This is a genomic window from Vibrio sp. qd031 (genome assembly GCF_002100145.1).
Taxonomy (GTDB): domain Bacteria; phylum Pseudomonadota; class Gammaproteobacteria; order Enterobacterales; family Vibrionaceae; genus Vibrio.
The window spans coordinates 241,123-261,568 of record NZ_JXQD01000018.1; the positions used below are offsets into that span (position 1 = coordinate 241,123).

Below are 20,446 nucleotides of genomic sequence, written 5' to 3' on the forward strand. Positions count from 1 at the left end.
TCTCTAAAAGTCATGCCTGTCTTACAATATAAGTGCACCATGCCGCAATGCTGGCAATTATACCTAATTTTCTGCACAAACAACTTGAGGCCTTGCCAATTACCGCAATAGTGCCAACGACTACGCCAAGCTCTGTTTTATAGGGGCATCGGATTTGTTAGCGTTTTCGTCATCGATCGCTCGCTGAGGTTGATGTCGGACGAAAAAACCCAGTGCTAGAGCAAAAGTGAGTACTTCACCAATTGGCAGTGCAAGTACAAAGCGCGTATCGTCAAACATCATATACAGCAGAACGAGAAGCGATGCTGGGAAAATCAAACTGCGACACAAAGATACCACCCCCGATTGGAATGGCAGGTGAATTGCGGTTAGATAACCTGAGATGGTCATATTTACCCCTGCAAAAATGAAGATTGGCCATACGTAATAAACAAACTCAATGGCGATTGCTACCGTTTTATCGGCCCCTTTTGCATCCACAAATAGATAAATTAATGACTCGTTAAACAGCAGCAATATTGCGATAAACAACACACTGAGTAAGCTGGTCATCGAAAATGTAATGGCTAAAAACTGCTTTAAGCGCTGTGTGTTTTGCGCACCAAAATTCTGGCTAAGCATCACTTGCGCGGTATCTGAAATAGAGAAGTAGATCATGAACCCGATCATCAGCAAATAATTGAGCACGGTAATGGCGGCGACGCCATCCACTCCGGCGCGGTGAATCAACATCAGGTTAAAAATAAACGCGATGATCCCGCCAGAGATTTCATTAATGAATTCCGATAGTCCATTGTAGGCGGCCTTAAACACCTCAGACCAATTCTTTTGCCGTAATGAAAAGCGCAACTTACGTTTGCGACTCAAAAAATAGGTCAGCAATGTGAGCAGTGGCAGTAACTGTGATAAACCCGTTGCCCATGCTGCACCGCTTAACCCCCAGCCAAACACGCCGATAAACAGATAGTCGAGTACCATATTGACCACTGAACCCATCACCAAGGCCGTTGCCGCTAGTGAGGGAAACCCATCGAGTCGAACAAAAAAGTACAATACGATAGTGACCAACTGAGCGAGTAAAAACGGCATGATCACGCGATAGTAATCACTCATTAGTGGTATGAGTTCGTCAGTAGCGCCAAGCAAACCGAATAGAGACGATTCAAACACTAAACCCAGTGCAATAATGACGATGGCGTAACCAATTACTGCGATCAATGTTTTACTGAATATGCCAGATGCCGCTGCTGTGTTTTTCTCTCCGAGGTATTTGCCACCACGTACTGAGCCGCCAATCGACAGCATTAGTCCAACACCAAATAGCACCGACAATATAGGAATGATCAGATTTACCGCGGCCAACGCGGTAACGCCAACATAATTACCAATAAAGATACCGTCAACGATAGAGGCTGAACTCATCGCGAGCATCCCTACAATTGACGGCAAAAGGTATTTCAAGAATGTGCTGAGGATAGGTCCGTCTAACGCTTTATTGTCTTGGTCTTGTGTAGCTTCCATGTACGACTCTGGCTTTAAAAAATGCCCTGCGACCTTAACAAGAAACGAGTTGGATCACTACTCAACTTTTAAACTCTGAAGAGAATCTACGCGCCACTTAAGTCCACTTTTGAAGTAATACCAACCTAAGCATTTACCTGATCATTCTTGCTTGTTAAAATCACTGTTAATGGCGTTAAAGATTTTGTAGGTAGAACAACTGCCTACGGCAATCTTTGCCTTGCTCTCAGCGATTTTTCCGTCGTAATTTTCTGACCAGTTAATGACTTCGATTGCTATAAATAATCGCGGTCGTTGATTAAGACTCAATACTACAAATGCGTTGCGCAATAAGATTAATGCGCTTTGCAAACAAAAAGATAAAGGTAAACGCTATTGGCCATGCGACGACAAATGCCGCTCCCCAGCGAGCGGGAAAGTTGGCGTCGATTCCAGTATTAACGGCAGTAACGACTGCGGTCATTAGCGTCACCATCAGCACAGACATCAAAAATGGACCTACAACGGGAAGTAATCTTTTGGGTAACATGCTGACTCCTAGTTTACTATTCTGAAGATAATTTAGCACTTACTAATATACGGTGCAAGCCGTTAATTATCATGGATTATTCGGACTAATATCTATAGTCCTTTACCCCACTCGCCATGTCCCTCTCATTAATTGTCACAAATTATTAACGTATTTATGAAAGATTCTGCAACCCAGTTAGGTCTGATTAAAGCATACGACGATAAAACAACTACTTGATTAATGGAATTCTATGTCTGATCACGGATTGAACAAAGACGCACTTCCCCAAACTAGCTACACCACACCTGGGATGCCGACGCTTAAAGCAAGCACAAAGAAAGTCAGTTTTTTCGAGTTTTGGCCTACTTGGTTGGTGTACATTCCCGTTGGATTTCAGTGGCTATTGCTGTCACTTCGCTACCGCTCGTTAACACTGCCTTTACTAGCCAACCCAAGATTGCCACTGTCAGGGATGGTTGGCGTTGGAAAAAGCCAGCTACTGAGCCAGGCTCAAGGCAAATGCAAACAAGCTATTCTGCCTTGGTTTACTCATACTAAAACCGCCGCACCTATAGACGAACAAGTCACTCAAATTGAAGCAAACTTTGCTCAGATCAACACCCACTATCCAGTCGTCGCGAAACCCGATATTGGCTGTCGCGGCATTGGCGTTAAGTTAGTCCACAATAGCGAGCAGTTAAGTGGGGTTTTGCAGCACTACCCACACGACGCCAACGTAATGATCCAGTCGTTAAGTCAATACGAACCGGAAGCGGGCGTGTTTTATGTCAGAGATCCCCAAGCGCCTAAGGGCCGAATTATTTCTCTCGCGTTAAAATATACCCCGTTTGTTGTCGGTGACGGCCGCTCTACCCTAGGTGAGCTGATCCAAGCTGATGCACGGGCAAGCCAACTTACCCATTTGTACAGCACACGGCACCAAGCAAACTGGGATCGCGTGATTGAACAAGACAAACCCTTCAAACTGGTATTTTCGGCATCCCATTCAAAGGGCGCTATTTTTACCAACGCCAATCATCTTATCACTGACGAGCTGCAATCTTCGCTCAATGAAATCATGAGCGACTTACCCGAGTTCCATTACGGCCGCTTGGACGTAAAGTTCAAAGATATTGAGCATCTTCAGCAAGGAAAAACGCTAGAAATTATAGAGATAAACAGTGCCAGCAGCGAATCACTGCATATATGGGATAGCAGCACACCATTTTTAGAAGCGATGCGTGCACTACTGTTTCAATATCGTCTTCTGTTTGCGTTCGGTGATTCCCAAAGAAAGCGTGGCCACAAGCCACCAGGAGTTCGATCATTATTAACCCATTGGCAAAAAGAGCGTGCGCTAAGCCGTTTATACCCACTCACGGATTGAGGAAATGTTATGAGTCACTCACAAGCCCTACAGCAATCGCACAGTCCTTTTCAGCTCAACCTAAGCTGGCGTTTTATCGCTAAAGGCATTGAAAAACTGCTTGGGTTGGAAGCGTTAGAATATCATTATCAAAACCGCCCAACACCGCTTAGCGACAAAGCAGAGAACACCCAACAGTTTCTTCGCTATACCATGGATACCTTAGGGTTTAGTCTCCAGCTGGACAATCCACAACAGCTAGCAAGCATCCCTAAAGAAGGCGCTTGCATCATGGTAAGTAACCACCCACTTGGCGGTCTTGAGGGGGTGGCGATGAGTGAGCAATTGCTTAAAGTGAGGCCAGACCTAAAAGTACTGACTAACCAAATGCTGAAATCTATTCCAGAGCTTTCGGATCTGTTTATTGGCGTAGATGTGTTAGCAAGTGACGCTAGAAAAGCCAACAGCAAAGGCATGCGGGAGCTATGTCGCCACTTAAGTAAAGGTGGCGCAGTGTTGATTTATCCATCGGGTATGGTTTCCGCTCCAAGCTGGAGCAACAGACAAATCACCGACAGAGCTTGGTCTGATATCGTTGGACGTTTGGCGCGTCGTTACCAATGCCCTTGTGTTCCCTTTTATGTGGATGGACGCAACAGCAACTTTTTTTATGCAGCGGGGCTTATTCACCCACGCTTACGCACTGCATTATTGGCTAAACAGCTGATCAACAAACAAGGCAAAACATTTCATTACCGATGCGGCAATGTGATCACCGCAAAAGAGCTCGATGGCCTAAGCGATCACCAAGCCATTACCCACTATTTACGTATGACCTCTGAGTTTTTGGCGCCGCAACACAGCAAAGAGCACCATTACCAAAAACACGCAGAACTTCAACCCATCGCATCATTGCCAAGTCACACTCAGCAACTTGAAAAGCATTTAGAAGGCTTATTGGCCTATCGCCTTGTGCAGTTTAAAGAATTCAGCTGCTACTGTGCGCCCTACTATGAGCTTGGGCCCGTAATGACCGAAATCGCTCAAGCACGAGAGGTCACATTTCGCGCCGCTGGAGAAGGTACGGGCAATAGTGAAGACAGCGATCAATTTGATCCCCACTATCTGCATCTTTTCGTCTGGGATCATCAGGCAGGTAAAATTGTCGGGGGTTATCGCATTGGTCGCTGCGACGACATCATTGCAGAGCACGGAATCTCGGCCCTCTATAGTCGTTCGCTGTACCACTATGAAGAGGGCTACTTGAAAAAGTTGGGTAACGCGTTAGAAATTGGCCGCTCATTTGTCGTCCCAAGTTATCAGCGCCATCCTCGTGCCTTGGATCTGCTTTGGAAGGGGATTGGTGCCTACGTTGCGCAAAACCCCGCCTATCACACACTGTTTGGTAGCGTGAGTATATCGCAAGAACATAGCACATTAGCCCGCGCTTTTATCTCCGACTCGATGATGTCCGCCTATCGCGCCGAGCAAGAGTTTCTCGCCGATATTCGCCCTGTGAGCCCCCTAAAAGTGAAAGGGAAAGTATGGAGTGCGGAAGTCTTGTCGTCACTGGGCAACATTGCGGTGATCAATAAACTTGTCGGTCATTGCGATGCAGGAAAATCTGTGCCGATATTACTTCGACACTACTTAAGCCTTAACGGCCGTTTTGTCTGCTTTAGTGTGAACAAAAACTTTAACGATGCTCTAGACGGACTTATTTTAGTGGACTTACGTAAGACCCCAAGTAAGTACCTTAAACGCTACCTAGGAGAGAAAGGTAGTCAGGAATTTCTTAATCAATGGACTGAACATGAAGACGCTGCGTAATTCGACAAACGATGCATTAAAACAAGTAAAACAGCTGATCCTCGCGTTTGAGGGGTCAGAGCAAAGCAATCTCTATAATGTCCCACCTGACAATGTTATGTCGGGCGTTGGCAAGCATGTGCGGCACATTTTGGACCACTTTTTGGCGTTTCAACAAGGCCTTATCAGTGGATGCGTAGACTACAATGTAAGACACAGAGATGGGCGTTTAGAAGACGACCCACAACTCGCACTTGCATTGCTTGACGATATTTCTGATTGGCTTGAACACACCAGCATTACAGACCGCACCATTGACGTTGAAAGTGAGATTTCGGTGAGCGACAGCATTAATCAACATTTTCGCTCTAGCATCAGCCGCGAACTGTGTTATCTGATTAATCACACTATCCACCACGTTGCGTACGCCAAACTGCTGACGGCTCAACACGGTGTGACCATCGATGATGGATTGGGCATAGCGCCAAGTACCGCGACATACCTTAGGGGGCAACAAGCATAGTGTGTACCGTTAGCTTCATGCGCACAGGCTCAACTCGGATCATCACAATGAATCGAGATGAGGCGCGCTCACGCCACGAAGGCGATTTTCAACAACTGACCAACTGTGAGCCTCATCGCCTTTTTCCAACAGACAGCCTTGCCGGTGGGACATGGTTTGGCGCCAATCAAAAGGGCTTGGTATTGGCGCTACTGAATCGTTATCAAGCAAGTAACCCGAATGGCCATAAAAGTCGTGGGTTACTCATTCCCCATTTCTTGAACACTTGGTTGTCAGCGTCACAAACAGCAGAGCTGGATGCACGAGCACTGCATGACTATAACCCATTTGATCTTATTGCGAGCGATAGCCAGCAGACTTGGCAACTGAGTTGGGATGGCATCGACGTGAGGCTCAAGCAACGAACAGAGTCCCATTTTTCTTTCAGCTCCAGTGCGCTCAACACGGACCAAGTGCTCGATTATCGACAGTCTCTGTTTAAAGATTGGCAGCAGAAACTGCCTAGTCCAATGGCCCCATCAGAACTTGCACAGTCGGTACTCCGTGACTTTCATCTTCAACAAACTCCAAGCGCTGAAACGCAATCGGTACTGATGGATCGTCACGAAGCACACACCAAAAGTATTTGTCAGGCCAGGGTAACGGACACGGCAACACGTTTGCAGTATTTTGACGAGTCGACTGTTACGCGCTTTCGTAATCAAAAATTATTGAAAGAAAATCCAATATCACAGGGTCTGGTATTTGAAGTGACATCATGAATTAAAGGAAGAACTATGACTCAGTCAATACAGCGTTTTTTAATACTAATTTGCAGCGTACTACTCTCTACTGGCGTTTTCGCTAAAGACGCAATCTCAACCTCATGGAGCAACGATCTCGCGGTCAGTGGCTATGACGCAGTGGCCTATCACACTCAACAGCAAGCGATTGAAGGAGATAAGGCGTATCAAACACAGTGGCAAGGAGCTACGTGGCAATTTAGCAGCGCAGACAATCTAGAATTGTTCCTCAAAGAGCCTGAAAAATACGCCCCACAATACGGCGGCTATTGCGCGTGGGCAGTGTCACAAGGTAAAACCGCCAGCAGTGACCCAACTCAGTTTGAGATCGTCAATGGCAAGCTGTATTTGAACTACAATAAATCGATCCAAAAGAAATGGTTGGCAGATCGCGATGCGTTGATTGTTAAAGCCGATCAAAACTGGCCAGCCGTCATCAAGTGATGCGCCACAACTTGATAAAAAAACTGCTTCAACCTATCCCAAGTGCCGGCCTAGCGGCGCTTGGGTACGGTGGATGGGCATTCTGGGTTCAAGACTCTCAAACCTTCACCGAATCGCTAAGTGCGGCGATGGTTCAAGGAAGTTTCGCCTTTTTGTCGACACTTTTTCTTGGGCAAGTGGCGCGTTGGCTATTTTTGCGTTTTCAATCAAAGCTTGTCGTTTTCATTTGCTGCTCACTATTGCTATGCACGGTGCCAAGCCTTCTTCACACTATCAACCACAGCCAGCAAATCCTGTTCGCTATCCTTCCGGGTCTTATCGTTGGCCACCTTTATTTGTGCAGTCTGTTGTGGTTTCAGCTTGATGCTCAAGAGCTGTCTAATCGACAGCCACATTGAAAGATTGACCCATTTATAAGTTAAGAGTCATTGCACTTTCATGCTAACGCCATTGAGAACTAAAACTCATTGTTACGTACAGTTCCGAAAATGGCTAGTGGCATAAGAAATATGACGTATTATGGATACCAAGTACTCAAGAACGTTGCATCCCAATGACTGACAATATAGCTCACTACAATGCAGACCAGTTTAAACAAGCTCGGCTGGCACGAGATAAACGTTTCGACGGTCGATTTTTTGTGGCTGTAAAAACCACGCACATATTTTGCCGTCCTATTTGTCCAGCAACGCTTCCTAAAGAAGAAAATGTCGAATACTTTATTGACCGCGCGCAAGCTGTGCAGGCGGGCTACCGCCCTTGTCTCCGCTGTCGCCCAGACAGTGCTCCCCATTCCAATGCATGGAATGGAACCGAAACGACATTGTCTCGCGCGGTGTCATTAATCCACCAAGGAATTTTGCACACCCATTCTCTGACTCAACTGTCGGATAAACTCGGGATCAGCGATAGGTATCTAAGACAGCTTTTCGACCACTACTTAGGAATGTCCCCAAAGCAATATGCGCTAAACCATCAATTGCTCTTTGCCAAACAACTGCTTCATAGCAGCAACCTGTCCGTGACCGACATTGGTTATGCCAGCGGGTTTAACAGTATTCGCCGATTTAATGATGCGTTTAAAAAGACCCTTAAACTTACCCCATCGGAGCTAAGAAGAACCCCTCATTCGCATGCGGTTAGATCTGTCTTGATTCCGTTTCAAGGCACTCTGAATTGGTCACATATGATGGATTTCTACCGATTACGGGTAATTAGCGGTATCGAGTCTGTTGAAAACGACAATTATGCGCGGTATTGCCAGTTGGGCGAAAGCAACGTTTTTTTTAAACTCAGTCCCTACGATAATAAGCATGTACAAATGCAGTTCGAGTTAGACGATATAAGTCAGCTTCAACAATTAGTGAATAAAGTGCGTCAAATGTTCGATCTAGATGCCAACACCTCAGTGATTGAAGACCACTTAAGACATATAGACCCAGACTTAGTGCAAACAACGGGCCTACGCATTCCCGGTGTGTGGAGCCAATGGGAGGCTGGTGTTAGAGCGATTTTGGGGCAGCAGGTCTCGGTTAAAGGGGCCATCACCCAACTCAATCGGTTTATCGCTGGCTTTTCACAACAAGACAAGCCACTGCTGTTTCCCACACCGCTGCAAGTCGCCAACAGTGAGCTTAACTTTATGCGCCTACCACAAGCGCGAAAAGACACGCTGGTTCGCTTAGCGCAATTTCTTGTTGAAGCGCCCGATGCACCAGTGAGTTCTTGGTTGGAGATAAAGGGAATCGGCCCTTGGACTGTCAACTACACCACTCTGCGAAGCCAAAGTGACCCCGATTGTTATTTGGAAGGCGACCTTATTGTCAAAAAAGTCAGTCAGCGTTTTCCAAACCTCAATCGAAAAACAGCCTCACCCTGGGGCAGTTATGCCACATTTCATTTATGGAACTTAGCATGAAATACTTCAAAACGACTTCTTCCCCTCTTGGCAACATCACACTTCAGTGTACTGATATTGGGATCACAGGGGCCTGGTTTGAGACCCATACCACCCAACCTGACGATTTAGGTGAACTCAATGAAGAGCATCCACACCTCATTCTCGCCACAAAGCAGTTAAAGCAGTATTTTGCAGGTGAGCGTACCCACTTTGAGATCCCATTTGATTTGGCTGGTACGGCATTTCAAGCCAGTGTATGGAAAGCGCTAACCACTATTCCATATGGCGAAACCTGGAGTTATAAGCAGTTAGCCAATGCCATTGATAATCCTGCTGCGATTAGAGCTGTTGGAACCGCCAATGGCAAAAATCCTATTTCCGTCTTTATACCGTGCCACCGTGTCATCGCTTCGAACGGTAAACTTGCTGGCTATGCGGGAGGGGTCGAGCGTAAGAAGTTCTTATTAGAACTTGAATCCTCGCACCATTAGTCCAACGATCTTCATCCGTTTATACGGGTGGAATCGCGCCCTCCCCCCTCTTTCTATGTCAATTGTACTATGAATGGGCTAGTCACGCTGATTGATTTAGCCTGTACATTGTTGCATTGCTTTGCCCGATAGTTAAAACACTCACTATCGTATTGGACACGGTATCGCTTTTAAGAAATAAGACTCCATCGAACATTGAAATATATGAGTTTGTTAATGATGCTCACTCGACTGAGAAACTAAGTTGGTTAAAACACGATCAAGCGCAAATTTCGAGTCAATTTGAGATTGCTAAATCCAAAACAAGATGTATACTCTTGGGCATATAGTAATACAATATGATATTTCAGGAGCAAACAATGACTAAACCAGTAATTGGTTTCATCGGCCTGGGCCTTATGGGCGGCAACATGGTTGAAAACCTACAGAAGCGTGGCTACCACGTAAACGTAATGGACCTAAGCGCTGAGGCTGTTGCTCGCGTTACTGATCGTGGTAATGCTACTGCGTTCACTTCAGCAAAAGAACTTGCTGCAGCTAGTGACATCGTTCAATTCTGTCTAACAACTTCTGCAGTTGTAGAAAAAATCGTTTACGGTGAAGACGGCGTTCTTGCTGGTATTAAAGAAGGCGCAGTAGTTGTTGACTTCGGTACTTCTATCCCAGCTTCAACTAAGAAAATTGGCGCAGACCTAGCCGCTAAAGGCGCTGGTATGATCGATGCTCCTCTTGGCCGTACTCCTGCTCACGCTAAAGATGGTCTTCTAAACATCATGGCTGCTGGCGACCAAGCGACTTTCGATAAAGTTAAACCTGTTCTTGACGAGCAAGGCGAAAACGTATTCTACCTCGGTGCGCTGGGTTCAGGTCACGTGACTAAGCTAGTAAACAACTTCATGGGTATGACGACTGTTGCTACTATGTCTCAAGCGTTTGCTGTTGCTAAGCTTGCTGGCGTAGATGGCCAACAACTGTTTGACATCATGTCAGCAGGTCCATCAAACTCTCCGTTCATGCAGTTCTGTAAGTTCTACGCTGTAGACGGCGAAGAAAAACTAGGCTTCTCTGTTGCTAACGCAAACAAAGACCTTGGTTACTTCCTTGCTCTTTGTGAAGAGCTAGGTACTGAGTCTCTAATTGCTCAAGGTACTTCTCAAAGCCTACAAGCTGCAGTTGATGCAGGTCTTGGCCAAAACGACGTACCAGTAATCTTTGACTACTTCACAGGTCTAAAGAAGTAATCTAAAAGCTTACTAAAAGCCCCGCTGTCATCAAGTTTACTTGTGTGACAGCGGGGCTTTTTGCTATGTACTCTATACTGGAAGCTTGCAATAATAAGCCGATAGTTCGTCATCATTTATAGGGTTAAAATATGTCTTCAGATTACACTGGCTCAAGTGCCGCCTATGCGCGCGCAGAACAAGGCTATCGCGAAAAAGCACTCAAACTATACCCTTGGGTATGTGGAAAGTGTGCACGTGAATTTGTTTACTCGAACCTACGTGAGTTAACCGTGCATCACGTCGACCATGATCACACCAATAACCCAGAAGATGGCAGTAACTGGGAACTCCTTTGCCTGTATTGCCACGATCATGAACACTCTAAGTATCTCGACCATGAGCGATATGGCGTTGAAGCGACGGCGCGATTGGACGACCATGAAACTGCCACGCACAACCCGTTTGCCGATCTCGCCAAAATGATGAAGAAATAACGCTAGAAAGTCGCACCAGTCCGCATGGTTTATCCGCGAGTTTTAGGTAATACACCATCGAGACTGACTCCTTGAGAAAAAAATGCCCCTAAAGTATGCACTTCAGGGGCATTCATTTTTTGTATGGCATCTTTAATGCGGCATCGCCTATGCCACTGCGCAACGCCTCATATTACGACTGAATCAATCTCGCTCTAAACTGGCGGCCTTTCATTTTGCCGTTTTGTATTTTGTTCAGCGCTTTTTTAGCGATCCCTTTTTCAACCGCAACATACGCACGCATCGCTTGCACTTTGATTTTACCGATACTGTCACCGGTAAGCTCTCCACCGCTAGTCAGTGCTCCTAAAATATCACCAGGGCGCAGTTTTTGTTTCTTGCCACCGTCAATCTGTATGGTGCGCATTGCCGAGTCATAAGGCTTATTTTGCAATGCAACAGAATCGGGTAACGGCTCACCTTCAATCGCTTGATCCATATACTCATCGATCAACGCCACTTTATAGCTTTCATTGTCGCTATAGAAACTACACGCCAATCCTTTGCTTCCAGCTCGACCTGTGCGTCCAATACGATGCACATGAACTTCTGGGTCGCGAGATAGCTGGTAGTTAATGACCGCGTCCAAATTATCCACATCCAAACCACGGGCAGCGACGTCGGTAGCAACCAATATGGAAATACTCTTATTGGAAAATTGAATCAGTGCCTGATCGCGCTCGCGCTGCTCCATATCACCGTGCAGAGCGGTAACGCTAAAGCCTAGGTAATTAAGACCATCTGCAATTTCTTGAGTCTCTTTTTTGGTATTGCAGAACACAACCGTAGACTCTGGACGATAGTGAAGAAGCAGTAGCTCCAACGCCTCATCGCGCTCTTCTCGGCCTTCAACCTTATAGAAATGCTGCTTAATCGTTGAATGGTCGTGAGTTGCTTCTACTTTAATAACCGTTGGGTTATTTAAAATGCGTTCAGAGATCGACTGGATCTGCTTTGGAAAGGTCGCGCTAAACAGGAGCGATTGGCGCTCAACAGGCGCTTGCTCAACAATCGCGTCCAACGCATCTTGAAAGCCCATATCGAGCATGCGATCGGCTTCATCTAAGACTAGCGTGTTTAACTCGTCTAAATTGATACGGCCTTTATCTAAGTGATCGAGAATACGCCCCGGCGTTCCTACTAGAATGTGTGCCCCATGCTCTAGAGAGCCAATCTGAGGTCCCATAGGCATACCGCCGCATAACGTCAGCACTTTAATGTTATGAATGCCTCGTGCCAATTTGCGAATTTCTTGGGCGACTTGATCGGCCAATTCGCGTGTTGGACACAACACCAGCGACTGCACTCTAAATCGCTTTACGTTCAGATTGTTTAACAAACCAAGACCAAACGCAGCTGTCTTCCCTGAGCCCGTTTTAGCTTGTCCAATCACGTCTTTGCCTTCGAGAATTAATGGCAAACTTTGCGCCTGTATAGCGGTCATTGATTGATAACCTAAAGACTCAAGGTTGGATAAAAGACTGGCATCCATCGTTAATGCCGAAAAAGATAAATTACTCAAAGCTGCACCTGTAATAAGGTAATGGGATTCGCATTCCAATGACTTTTGAGTCGGGATGCGGGAAGTTGGCACGATTATAGTCGAAACACCGCAATATTCCTCACACTTTGTACAATACATTTAAATTTGCATATTGGGTGCACTCTCTTCACAATACGCAGCCTTATGCTACTCCCTAGCATCACTGTCAAAATGAGCACCGAATATGAGCTTTTCTACCCTTGGACTATCCGCCCCTCTTCTTAAAGCGATTGAGGAGCAAGGATATTCAGAGCCCACTCCCATCCAAGCACAATCTATTCCTGTGGTGATCCAAGGCAAAGACATCATGGCAGCGGCACAGACCGGAACCGGTAAAACCGCCAGCTTTGTTCTGCCTATTTTAGAAAATCTTTCTAAAGGCCCTCAAGTAAAAAGCAATCAAGTACGCGCGTTGGTATTAACCCCTACCCGTGAACTGGCCGCACAGGTTCAAGACAATGCTCATCAGTACAGCCGCCATACTCGCCTTAACACTCAAGTGGTCTTTGGTGGGGTTAAAATCAATCCGCAGATGATGGCGCTACGCAAGGGCGTGGACATTTTGGTTGCCACTCCTGGCCGACTGTTGGATCTGTTCCAGCAAAAAGCGGTGAGATTTGATCAGCTAGAAGTATTGGTTTTGGATGAAGCCGATCGCATGCTCGACATGGGCTTTATTAGAGACATTAAAAAAATCTTGGCTGTTCTCCCTAAGAAACGCCAGAACTTGCTGTTCTCTGCGACATTCTCCGATGAAATTCGTGAACTCGCCAAAGGCTTAGTCTCTGATCCAGTTGAAGTCTCTGTGAGCCCACGTAACACCACTGCAGAGACTGTTAAACAGTCTATCTACATCACGGATAAGCGTAAGAAAGCACCGCTGCTAGTGAGTTTGATTAAACAGCATAATTGGAAACAAGTACTGATTTTTGCCCGAACCAAACACGGTGCCAACCGCCTTAGTGCTCATCTTGAAAAACAAGGCATCACCTCGGCACCCATTCACGGCAATAAAAGCCAAGGCGCACGTACCAAGGCATTGGCCGGGTTTAAAAACGGTGAGATTCAAGCGTTGGTTGCGACAGATATTGCTGCACGCGGCATCGATATTGCTCACCTACCCTTTGTGGTTAACTTCGATTTGCCGCACGTTGCAGAAGATTACGTGCACCGTATTGGCCGCACAGGCCGCGCTGGTGCGGTTGGCGAAGCAGTATCCTTGGTGTGTAATGATGAAACTAAAGAGTTATTCGCCATTGAGCGTTTAACCAAAGCAATATTACCACGCATCGAGCACCCAGATTTCACAGCGGTTAACCCAGTGCCAGAATCACGTCTTGATAATCGTGCTGTTAAGGCGAAAAAGCCAAAGAAACCTAAAAAGCCGATGGGCAATAGCGCGGCCAAGAAAGACGAACACAATGACGGTCAACGCTCTGGAGCCGCTCGTCGTGGCAACAAGCCGATATCTAAGAACCCTCGCCATAAGCGAGTGCGTAAAGCCGGTGGCGACAACCAAGGCAACGCTCAAGCCAGCGCTAAGACCCATCACTAGAGTCTGTACACGGTTAGCGCCTTAATAGCAGCTCGCGTTTAAGAGCGGGCAATAGTGATATTGCTTGCTCTGTGAGAGATTCGGTAAATGGGTTGATCTTCCAATGATCCGGACTCCAGCCTTTTACAAATCGCTGAAAGTCTGCCCACGCGACGGGGTAAAGCTTCATCCATGTTGTCACAACATCTTGGGCATCAAGGCTCGGCTGAAACTCTTCCAACGAGCTGGTTAATTCTCGAAAATAATGCTTTAAATAGGTCTCAACGTGTTGCGATGTCTCTTCAAATGTGAGAACGCTCGATAAAAAAAGCGCCACATCCTTCATTCCACAGCCACGACCCACGTACTGAAAATCGACTGCAGCCGCCGATTGGTGTGAGGTAGAGAAGCAAAAATTGGCCAGCTTGGCGTCGCCATGAACTAAAGTTTGATACTTGTTTTTCGTTAGTAGCAAATCGATATCGTTGGCCGCTTGCTTAAGTGATTGATCTTGAAGAACAGCGAGCTCATCTGGGCGGGTTTTTAGATGCCAATAAGTGCCTTCATCCCATAGTCCCTTAGGCGCAACATTCATAAAATGGGCGTGAAAAGAGGCCAACCAACTTAACCCCGCATAAATGGCCGCTTCCGTAGGAAGTGAGAGTGCATTTGGATAGCCTAACGCTGCAAGGTCTTCGAGAATAAACATCATCGACTGCCCTTCACACGCGCTATCGAGACACAGTGGGACTTTATGATTTTCATCGCACAACGACGCGAACTCTTTATACCAAGTAAGCTCCACTTGATACGATTTCAACTTTCTAGCGTGCGACAACTGGGTATCCCAACCTCTCGGATGCGCTTCCTTCTCAGAAAAGTCAGGAAGATCTATCTGTTTAGTGATGACGCTTCGATATAAACCACCATCCAAACTCACCCGCAATAACGCCCCGTATCCGCCCCATAACGTTTGTAGAGTTTCAATGTTTGAAATGGCTTTTGCGCCTGTTACTTGTAGGATCCGCTGTTCGAACTGATTCACGTTTGCCCTTTAAGACATGTCGATTGGACTGTCGATAGTTTGCCATACATCCGTCAGCCTCAATACCCATTTTTGACATTCTTAAACAAAGCTCCCCCATTGGATAACGCACGCAATACTACTCATGCTAAAGGCTGAAATCACTCTAACTAGAGAACTTTAGATTCCAAAAAAACGTAGAGAGTTCATACCAAAGAGCTGGAGAGAATATCACTCTCTGCGACGAGGCGATGCTCACCGTTTGTTCGCATACTGAGTCAACTTGGGGGTGAACAATGATAAAAGAATACTTAGTCTTTTTAGTGGCGATAGGAATGTTTTGGAGTGCTGTGGCCCACTTTGGCCTCGAGCTTCATTCCCCCGAGTCCATTGCCGACCTGTTCCATACAGCTCTTGAAAACGCTATGAAGGGTATTAAATAGAGATTATTCAACACCATTAATCTGATATTCAAGTTGCTAAGCGTGCTCGTGACACTATACGGATAGCGATCTTTACGCCTTGTCTACCTACTCCCTTGACAGCAGTGACTTACCAACGCACTTGTTCTACTATTTAGAAACTCTAACTCTATGTTAAATAGCGTAATAGTTTAATTTTAGAATAAGGGCATTCCATGCTAAAGACCACAACGTCAACCGTCGACGGACGTGAAATTACCGATTACCTCGATATCGTCGTTGGTGAAGCCATTCTTGGTGCTAACGTGTTTAAAGATTTTTTCAGTTCGATTCGCGACATCGTGGGTGGACGCTCTGGTGCGTATGAAAAAGAGATGGGACGGGCAAGAGAGATTGCATTCCAAGAAATGGAAGACCGAGCCAAAGAACTTGGTGCAAATGGTATCGTGGGGATTGATATTGACTACGAAGTCGTAGGACAAGGTGGCAGCATGCTCATGGTGAGTGTCAGTGGTACTGCTGTTAAGATTAGGTAACCGTAATACCACTATGGTGCTAGAGCGCAATTCGCACCTCGCCCCCAACTACTGTCTGTACATTGATACTTTGTAGCAACACCATCGCAACATATGGTAGGCTGATAATTCAGCAATACATTGCCAACGGATATGGCAATTACGAATTCAACAAGGAGGTTCAATGACGTTGGACACATGGATACTTTACGCCCTCGCTATATTAGTGCTCACGGCCTCTCCCGGCCCTAGCTCGCTGCTTTGCATGAGCAAAGGGGTTACGCAAGGTTTACGAAGTGCAACCTTTACCGCTCTTGGGAGCTTATGCGCCATCACCATCATATTAAGCCTTTCCTTTACTGGGCTTGGGGTGATCATTGCGTCATCGGAAGTCGTTTTTAATCTGGTTAAATGGTGTGGTGCGGCCTATTTGGTGTATTTAGGATGGCAAGCGTTTCGTTCGTCACAACAAGAGTACACCACTGAAACAACAGCGTCGTCCCAACCAACAAGCGCCGCAAAGCAGTTTACTAGTGGGTTTATTGTGGGTGCGAGCAATCCTAAAGCCATTGTTTTCTTTACCGCTCTGTTCCCACAATTTATTGACCCTAGTGCATCGCTTTGGAGCCAGTATCTGGTTTTCACTGCAACCTTTGCGGTATTTGAGCTCTCATGGTTAGTATTTTATGGATACTTAGGCAGCCGCTCGTCAAAGTGGTTGTTGGCCGCTGGACGAGCCAAAATGTTTAACAGAATCAGTGGTTCAGTGTTTATGAGCGCAGGTGCATTACTGACGTTTACCTCCCGCGCTCAAGCTTAACTCTGCACATGAGAAGTTAATCGTACATTAACTTCTCTGCTTTGCTCATATCAAACTCGTCTAAGGACTTTCTAGCTAAATAGCGAAATGGCAGCATTTTAACCATCTCTTCAATAGCAAATACCGCAAAAGCCCAAAATATCGACCCATCTAATCCAATAACAATCAGTGCGCATAACGGCAGTGAAATAACCCACTGGCCGGTAAAGTTGATTTTGAATACCGACGTCGTTTTACCAAGCGCTCTTAACACATGGCCGTGAACCGTATTGTAACCTCTTACAATAGGTAAGAAGATGTAGAGTGGTGCAATCGCCATTAATGCATAATACGTTGCATCGTCGAGATTGGGATAAAGATGGGGTAGAACTAAGCTGAGTCCCACAAATAATAGTGCTGAAAACAGCGAAATAACTACTGCAATATCAATACTGACGTCAACGTTTTTGCGCAAATCACCCATTTGCCCAGATCCAATCGCTTGGCTAACGGTAATCGCCGATGAATGTGCCCAAGCAGTAATAAACTGTGTCCCTGCCCTTACCCATGGCATAACCAGAGTAATCGCTACATAAGCGCTTAACGGCAACTGGGACAGAATCAACATGTAAATTGTCGCACCGGTTTGCAACATTGTTATGTTTACTGCAACAGGGAAAATCTCTCGGAAGTGGTTCCGCATATTATTACGCAAAGAAGCATCTAGTTTCGCCCAACTCAACAACGGTGCATGATAACGTCTGACACAAATGCCCAAAAATAGCATGCGCAGAGTAATGGCTATTAGACTCCCTGCAGCAGCACCTTGGACACCTAACCCGCTCCAATCACCGCTACCGAAAACTAACAAATACGATGCCGCAACATTAATAGGCAGCTCGAGTAGATAACCTTTGAAAGGAATTTTGGTGCGACCAACTGCATTAAACAGTGCGATCATCACCTGAGTGATCGCATTGAATAACACGATATACAATGACACTTCGAGGTAGCAAAGAACTTCTGTAGTTAGGCTTGCATCATCGGTCAGCAGTCCAATCAATTGCCGATCGAACAGTTTTATCAAGACAAAAAACAACAGCGCGACAATGAAGTTAATGCTCATTCCTGACCACAGCCCCTTGCGAAGCGAGTTCTCGGAGCCAGAACCAAAAGCTCGGCTTAACACTAACTGAGTACCGTTGGCCAAGGCCATTTGGATGCCCAAGACAAAGAAAACAATGGTGCTAGCAATACCCATTGCGGCTAATGAAATTTCACCCAATGGGGAAATAAGAAGGGTGTCGATCATTAGCATGGACTGCATGAGCAGTGCATTCAGCGCGAGCGGCCATGCTAAAGACAGATTTTTTTTAACGTAAGACTGAGATGACATGTGTACCGTATTACTACAAACTTTAAATAGCTATTGCGCTTGTTAAGCAATAGCCTCTTCTAATTTCGACAAACGTTGGTTGTCATCCTTGAGTAACACTGCCGATGCATTGCGCGCGCGCTCTCCATCTCCCGCCATAATTGAATTGTAAATATCGCGATGCTCTTCCACGCAGAAGCGTCCGCCTTCTGCAGCTTCGTCGATAAATGCTTTAAAGATTGCCGACAAGATATTGCCAAAAGGAACAAAAAACTGATTCGACGTTGATTGGAAAATCAGCTGGTGAAACTTATGGTCGTTCTCACGCCACATGTCGTAATCATAATTGTCGGCAGCAACCGTCATATTTTGAAATACAACAGACAACTCTTTACGTTGTTCTGAGTTAGCATTACTTGCGGCTAGAGCGCAGGCTTCTGGCTCTATCGCTTTTCGCAGTCCTAAAAACTGGCTTAAAAACGGTTTGGTATCTTCCAAATCTTGAATCCATTCAAGTAATTGAGGATCAAGGAAGTGCCAATGATTGCGCGGGCGAATTGTAGTGCCTACTTTCGGCTTGGACAGAAGTAGGCCCTTGGCAGAAAGGAGTTTAGTCGACTCGCGTAATGCAGTGCGACTTACACCAAAAGAATCACACAGCTCGATCTCACTGGGAATTTTTTCGTTTGGACTCAGTTCGCCAGACAATATTTTGCGAGCAATTTGTCGTGCAACTTGCACATGGATCTTTCGGCTAGAATCTTCCACAAGTGAAAACTGTGCCATGTTACACCTCTAAATACATGAGTTAACGTCTGCATAAGCCACTTTTGTGCTTTTATTGATTCAATCTGAGATTGAGAGAAAATAGAATCAGCAGAGGGACTTACAAGAAAAAAGAGCTGTCGAATATGACTACGCTCTTTGTCGCATCTACATTTGTTGCTTGCGGAACGACCCATTAATAATACAATAAGATATTTATTTCACAAGTGACACTGGTCAATAAGCGACCTGATCTGGCGAAATTATTGAGTTATTGAGGGAATTTGTGAGAGTCATCACCAACGGCCCTGCCATATATCAATATTGTATTAATATATGTTACGGGCTGGTTGCGGCAAGGCCGTAAAAATAGAAACCGCGCACGATTTACCTACAATGCCGAAAATAAGCTGTGAGCTATACTTACTTAATGGACTTGTTGTGTTGGTGTGCAACGAGGCGAGTGGTATAGTACCACTTAAATAATACATAAGTGTAAATAAGTATGGCAAATTCTTTCAGTTCAATTGCTGGCTCTAAACGCAGCTTACACGTACAAGTTGCTCGCGAGATCGCTCGTGGTATCTTGTCTGGTGAGCTTGCCCAAGGATCTATCCTGCCGGGTGAAATGGCATTATGCGAGCAATTTGGTATCAGCCGGACTGCATTACGTGAAGCGGTAAAACTCCTTACATCTAAAGGCTTGCTGGAATCGAAGCCTAAAGTAGGCACTCGAGTCGTCAATAGAGCCTATTGGAACTTTCTCGATCCACAACTTATTGAGTGGATGGATGGATTAGCCGATGTCGATCAATTCTGTCAGCAGTTCCTCGGTCTGCGCCGTGCAATAGAGCCTGAAGCCTGTGCGCTGGCGGCGGTTCACGCCACAGCAGAGCAACGCATAGAGTTGTCAGAAACATTCCAACGCATGGTTGAAGTGTCCGAAGCACCAGAATTTGATCAAGAGAATTGGTTGGACATTGATACCAAATTCCACAGCCTAATTTTTAATGCGACTGGCAATAACTTCTATCTTCCGTTTGGTAATATTCTCACTACTATGTTTGAGAATTTCATTGCTCACTCTTCGGAAGAAGGTAGCACGTGTATTGAAGAGCACCGTCAAATTTACGATGCGATTATGGCCGGAAACAGCGATAAAGCGCGTTCAGCGTCGGCCAATCACTTGCTAGAATCTAAGCACCGTCTGTAATTAGACACTCGAAAAATCTAAAAAACCGCGTCATAGTTAGTGATGCGGTTTTTTTATGCCTGCGCGGCTTAACAAAGGTCTCACATAATCAGAACCATCGGTTGATGAGCTGAAACTTATAAATATATAATAATACAAATTAATTGATAAGGG

The 20,446-nt window shown here is 45.8% G+C and carries 21 protein-coding genes; 15 read left to right on the top strand and 6 right to left on the bottom strand.

The annotated features are described in order from the left end of the window. Window positions 1-120: 120 nt before the first annotated feature. Window positions 121-1,521 carry an MATE family efflux transporter gene (locus ST37_RS07010; protein WP_084884939.1) on the bottom strand — a complete coding sequence of 467 codons (1,401 nt, stop codon included), beginning with the start codon at window positions 1,519-1,521 and terminating at the stop codon, window positions 121-123. Window positions 1,522-1,819: 298 nt separating this feature from the next. Next, window positions 1,820-2,050 (bottom strand): DUF2798 domain-containing protein, encoded by a 231-nt coding sequence (locus tag ST37_RS07015; RefSeq protein WP_084884941.1) that lies wholly within the window; start codon window positions 2,048-2,050, stop codon window positions 1,820-1,822. 232 nt (window positions 2,051-2,282) lie between these two features. On the opposite strand from ST37_RS07015, the gene ST37_RS07020 reads away from it, so the two are divergent. The 10 genes from ST37_RS07020 (at window position 2,283) to ST37_RS07065 (ending at window position 11,064) form a co-directional block, all read left to right on the top strand. Beyond that, a complete protein-coding gene (locus tag ST37_RS07020; protein WP_084884943.1) occupies window positions 2,283-3,419 on the top strand; it encodes a D-alanine--D-alanine ligase in 1,137 nt (378 codons plus the stop codon). A 9-nt stretch (window positions 3,420-3,428) separates the two neighbouring features. Beyond that, the gene (locus ST37_RS07025; RefSeq protein ID WP_084884944.1) at window positions 3,429-5,228 is read left to right on the top strand and encodes a GNAT family N-acyltransferase; all 1,800 of its coding nucleotides are present in this window, start codon (window positions 3,429-3,431) and stop codon (window positions 5,226-5,228) included. Then, a complete protein-coding gene (locus tag ST37_RS07030) occupies window positions 5,212-5,730 on the top strand; it encodes a hypothetical protein (RefSeq protein WP_084884946.1) in 519 nt (172 codons plus the stop codon). The genes ST37_RS07025 and ST37_RS07030 overlap by 17 nt, the downstream gene beginning before the upstream one ends. Before the next feature lie 47 nt (window positions 5,731-5,777). Then, window positions 5,778-6,491 (top strand): NRDE family protein, encoded by a 714-nt coding sequence (locus ST37_RS07035; protein WP_172400944.1) that lies wholly within the window; start codon window positions 5,778-5,780, stop codon window positions 6,489-6,491. A gap of 15 nt (window positions 6,492-6,506) precedes the next feature. Beyond that, entirely contained in the window at window positions 6,507-6,956 is a 450-nt protein-coding gene (locus ST37_RS07040; protein WP_084884949.1) for a YHS domain-containing (seleno)protein, read from the top strand. An 11-nt stretch (window positions 6,957-6,967) separates the two neighbouring features. Continuing rightward, window positions 6,968-7,354, top strand: coding sequence for a hypothetical protein (locus ST37_RS07045; RefSeq protein ID WP_143698145.1), 387 nt, complete (start codon window positions 6,968-6,970; stop codon window positions 7,352-7,354). A gap of 155 nt (window positions 7,355-7,509) precedes the next feature. Continuing rightward, window positions 7,510-8,874, top strand: a complete 1,365-nt coding sequence (locus ST37_RS07050) for an Ada metal-binding domain-containing protein (protein ID WP_084884953.1) — start codon at window positions 7,510-7,512, stop codon at window positions 8,872-8,874. Continuing rightward, window positions 8,871-9,347, top strand: coding sequence for a methylated-DNA--[protein]-cysteine S-methyltransferase (locus ST37_RS07055; protein ID WP_084884954.1), 477 nt, complete (start codon window positions 8,871-8,873; stop codon window positions 9,345-9,347). Before ST37_RS07050 ends, ST37_RS07055 begins: the two co-directional genes overlap by 4 nt. Before the next feature lie 359 nt (window positions 9,348-9,706). After that, window positions 9,707-10,588: an NAD(P)-dependent oxidoreductase gene (locus ST37_RS07060; protein ID WP_084884956.1), complete on the top strand. Its 882-nt coding sequence runs from the start codon at window positions 9,707-9,709 to the stop codon at window positions 10,586-10,588. Between the two features lie 131 nt (window positions 10,589-10,719). Next, a complete protein-coding gene (locus ST37_RS07065; RefSeq protein ID WP_084884958.1) occupies window positions 10,720-11,064 on the top strand; it encodes a YajD family HNH nuclease in 345 nt (114 codons plus the stop codon). Between the two features lie 172 nt (window positions 11,065-11,236). Here the strand turns inward: ST37_RS07065 and dbpA are convergent, their stop codons facing one another. Continuing rightward, on the bottom strand, window positions 11,237-12,625 hold the full coding sequence (gene dbpA / locus ST37_RS07070; RefSeq protein ID WP_084884959.1) for an ATP-dependent RNA helicase DbpA: 1,389 nt from the start codon (window positions 12,623-12,625) through the stop codon (window positions 11,237-11,239). A 205-nt stretch (window positions 12,626-12,830) separates the two neighbouring features. On the opposite strand from dbpA, the gene ST37_RS07075 reads away from it, so the two are divergent. Then, the gene (locus tag ST37_RS07075) at window positions 12,831-14,201 is read left to right on the top strand and encodes a DEAD/DEAH box helicase (RefSeq protein ID WP_084884961.1); all 1,371 of its coding nucleotides are present in this window, start codon (window positions 12,831-12,833) and stop codon (window positions 14,199-14,201) included. A gap of 13 nt (window positions 14,202-14,214) precedes the next feature. On the opposite strand, the gene ST37_RS07080 is transcribed toward ST37_RS07075, so the two are convergent. After that, on the bottom strand, window positions 14,215-15,225 hold the full coding sequence (locus ST37_RS07080) for an oxidoreductase family protein (protein WP_084884963.1): 1,011 nt from the start codon (window positions 15,223-15,225) through the stop codon (window positions 14,215-14,217). A gap of 275 nt (window positions 15,226-15,500) precedes the next feature. Between ST37_RS07080 and ST37_RS19965 the strand changes: the two genes are divergently transcribed. The 3 genes from ST37_RS19965 (at window position 15,501) to ST37_RS07090 (ending at window position 16,961) form a co-directional block, all read left to right on the top strand. Then, window positions 15,501-15,647 (top strand): hypothetical protein, encoded by a 147-nt coding sequence (locus ST37_RS19965; RefSeq protein WP_172400945.1) that lies wholly within the window; start codon window positions 15,501-15,503, stop codon window positions 15,645-15,647. A 194-nt stretch (window positions 15,648-15,841) separates the two neighbouring features. Continuing rightward, window positions 15,842-16,162 carry a heavy metal-binding domain-containing protein gene (locus ST37_RS07085; RefSeq protein ID WP_084884965.1) on the top strand — a complete coding sequence of 107 codons (321 nt, stop codon included), beginning with the start codon at window positions 15,842-15,844 and terminating at the stop codon, window positions 16,160-16,162. Window positions 16,163-16,325: 163 nt separating this feature from the next. After that, entirely contained in the window at window positions 16,326-16,961 is a 636-nt protein-coding gene (locus ST37_RS07090; protein WP_084884966.1) for a LysE family translocator, read from the top strand. Window positions 16,962-16,977: 16 nt separating this feature from the next. On the opposite strand, the gene ST37_RS07095 is transcribed toward ST37_RS07090, so the two are convergent. Together ST37_RS07095 and ST37_RS07100 are read right to left on the bottom strand one after the other, a co-directional pair. Then, window positions 16,978-18,336 (bottom strand): MATE family efflux transporter, encoded by a 1,359-nt coding sequence (locus ST37_RS07095; RefSeq protein WP_084884967.1) that lies wholly within the window; start codon window positions 18,334-18,336, stop codon window positions 16,978-16,980. Between the two features lie 42 nt (window positions 18,337-18,378). After that, window positions 18,379-19,101: a FadR/GntR family transcriptional regulator gene (locus ST37_RS07100; protein WP_084884969.1), complete on the bottom strand. Its 723-nt coding sequence runs from the start codon at window positions 19,099-19,101 to the stop codon at window positions 18,379-18,381. Window positions 19,102-19,585: 484 nt separating this feature from the next. Here ST37_RS07100 and ST37_RS07105 point away from each other — a divergent pair, with 484 nt between their 5' ends. Then, window positions 19,586-20,293: a FadR/GntR family transcriptional regulator gene (locus ST37_RS07105; protein WP_084884971.1), complete on the top strand. Its 708-nt coding sequence runs from the start codon at window positions 19,586-19,588 to the stop codon at window positions 20,291-20,293. Window positions 20,294-20,446 lie beyond the last annotated feature (153 nt).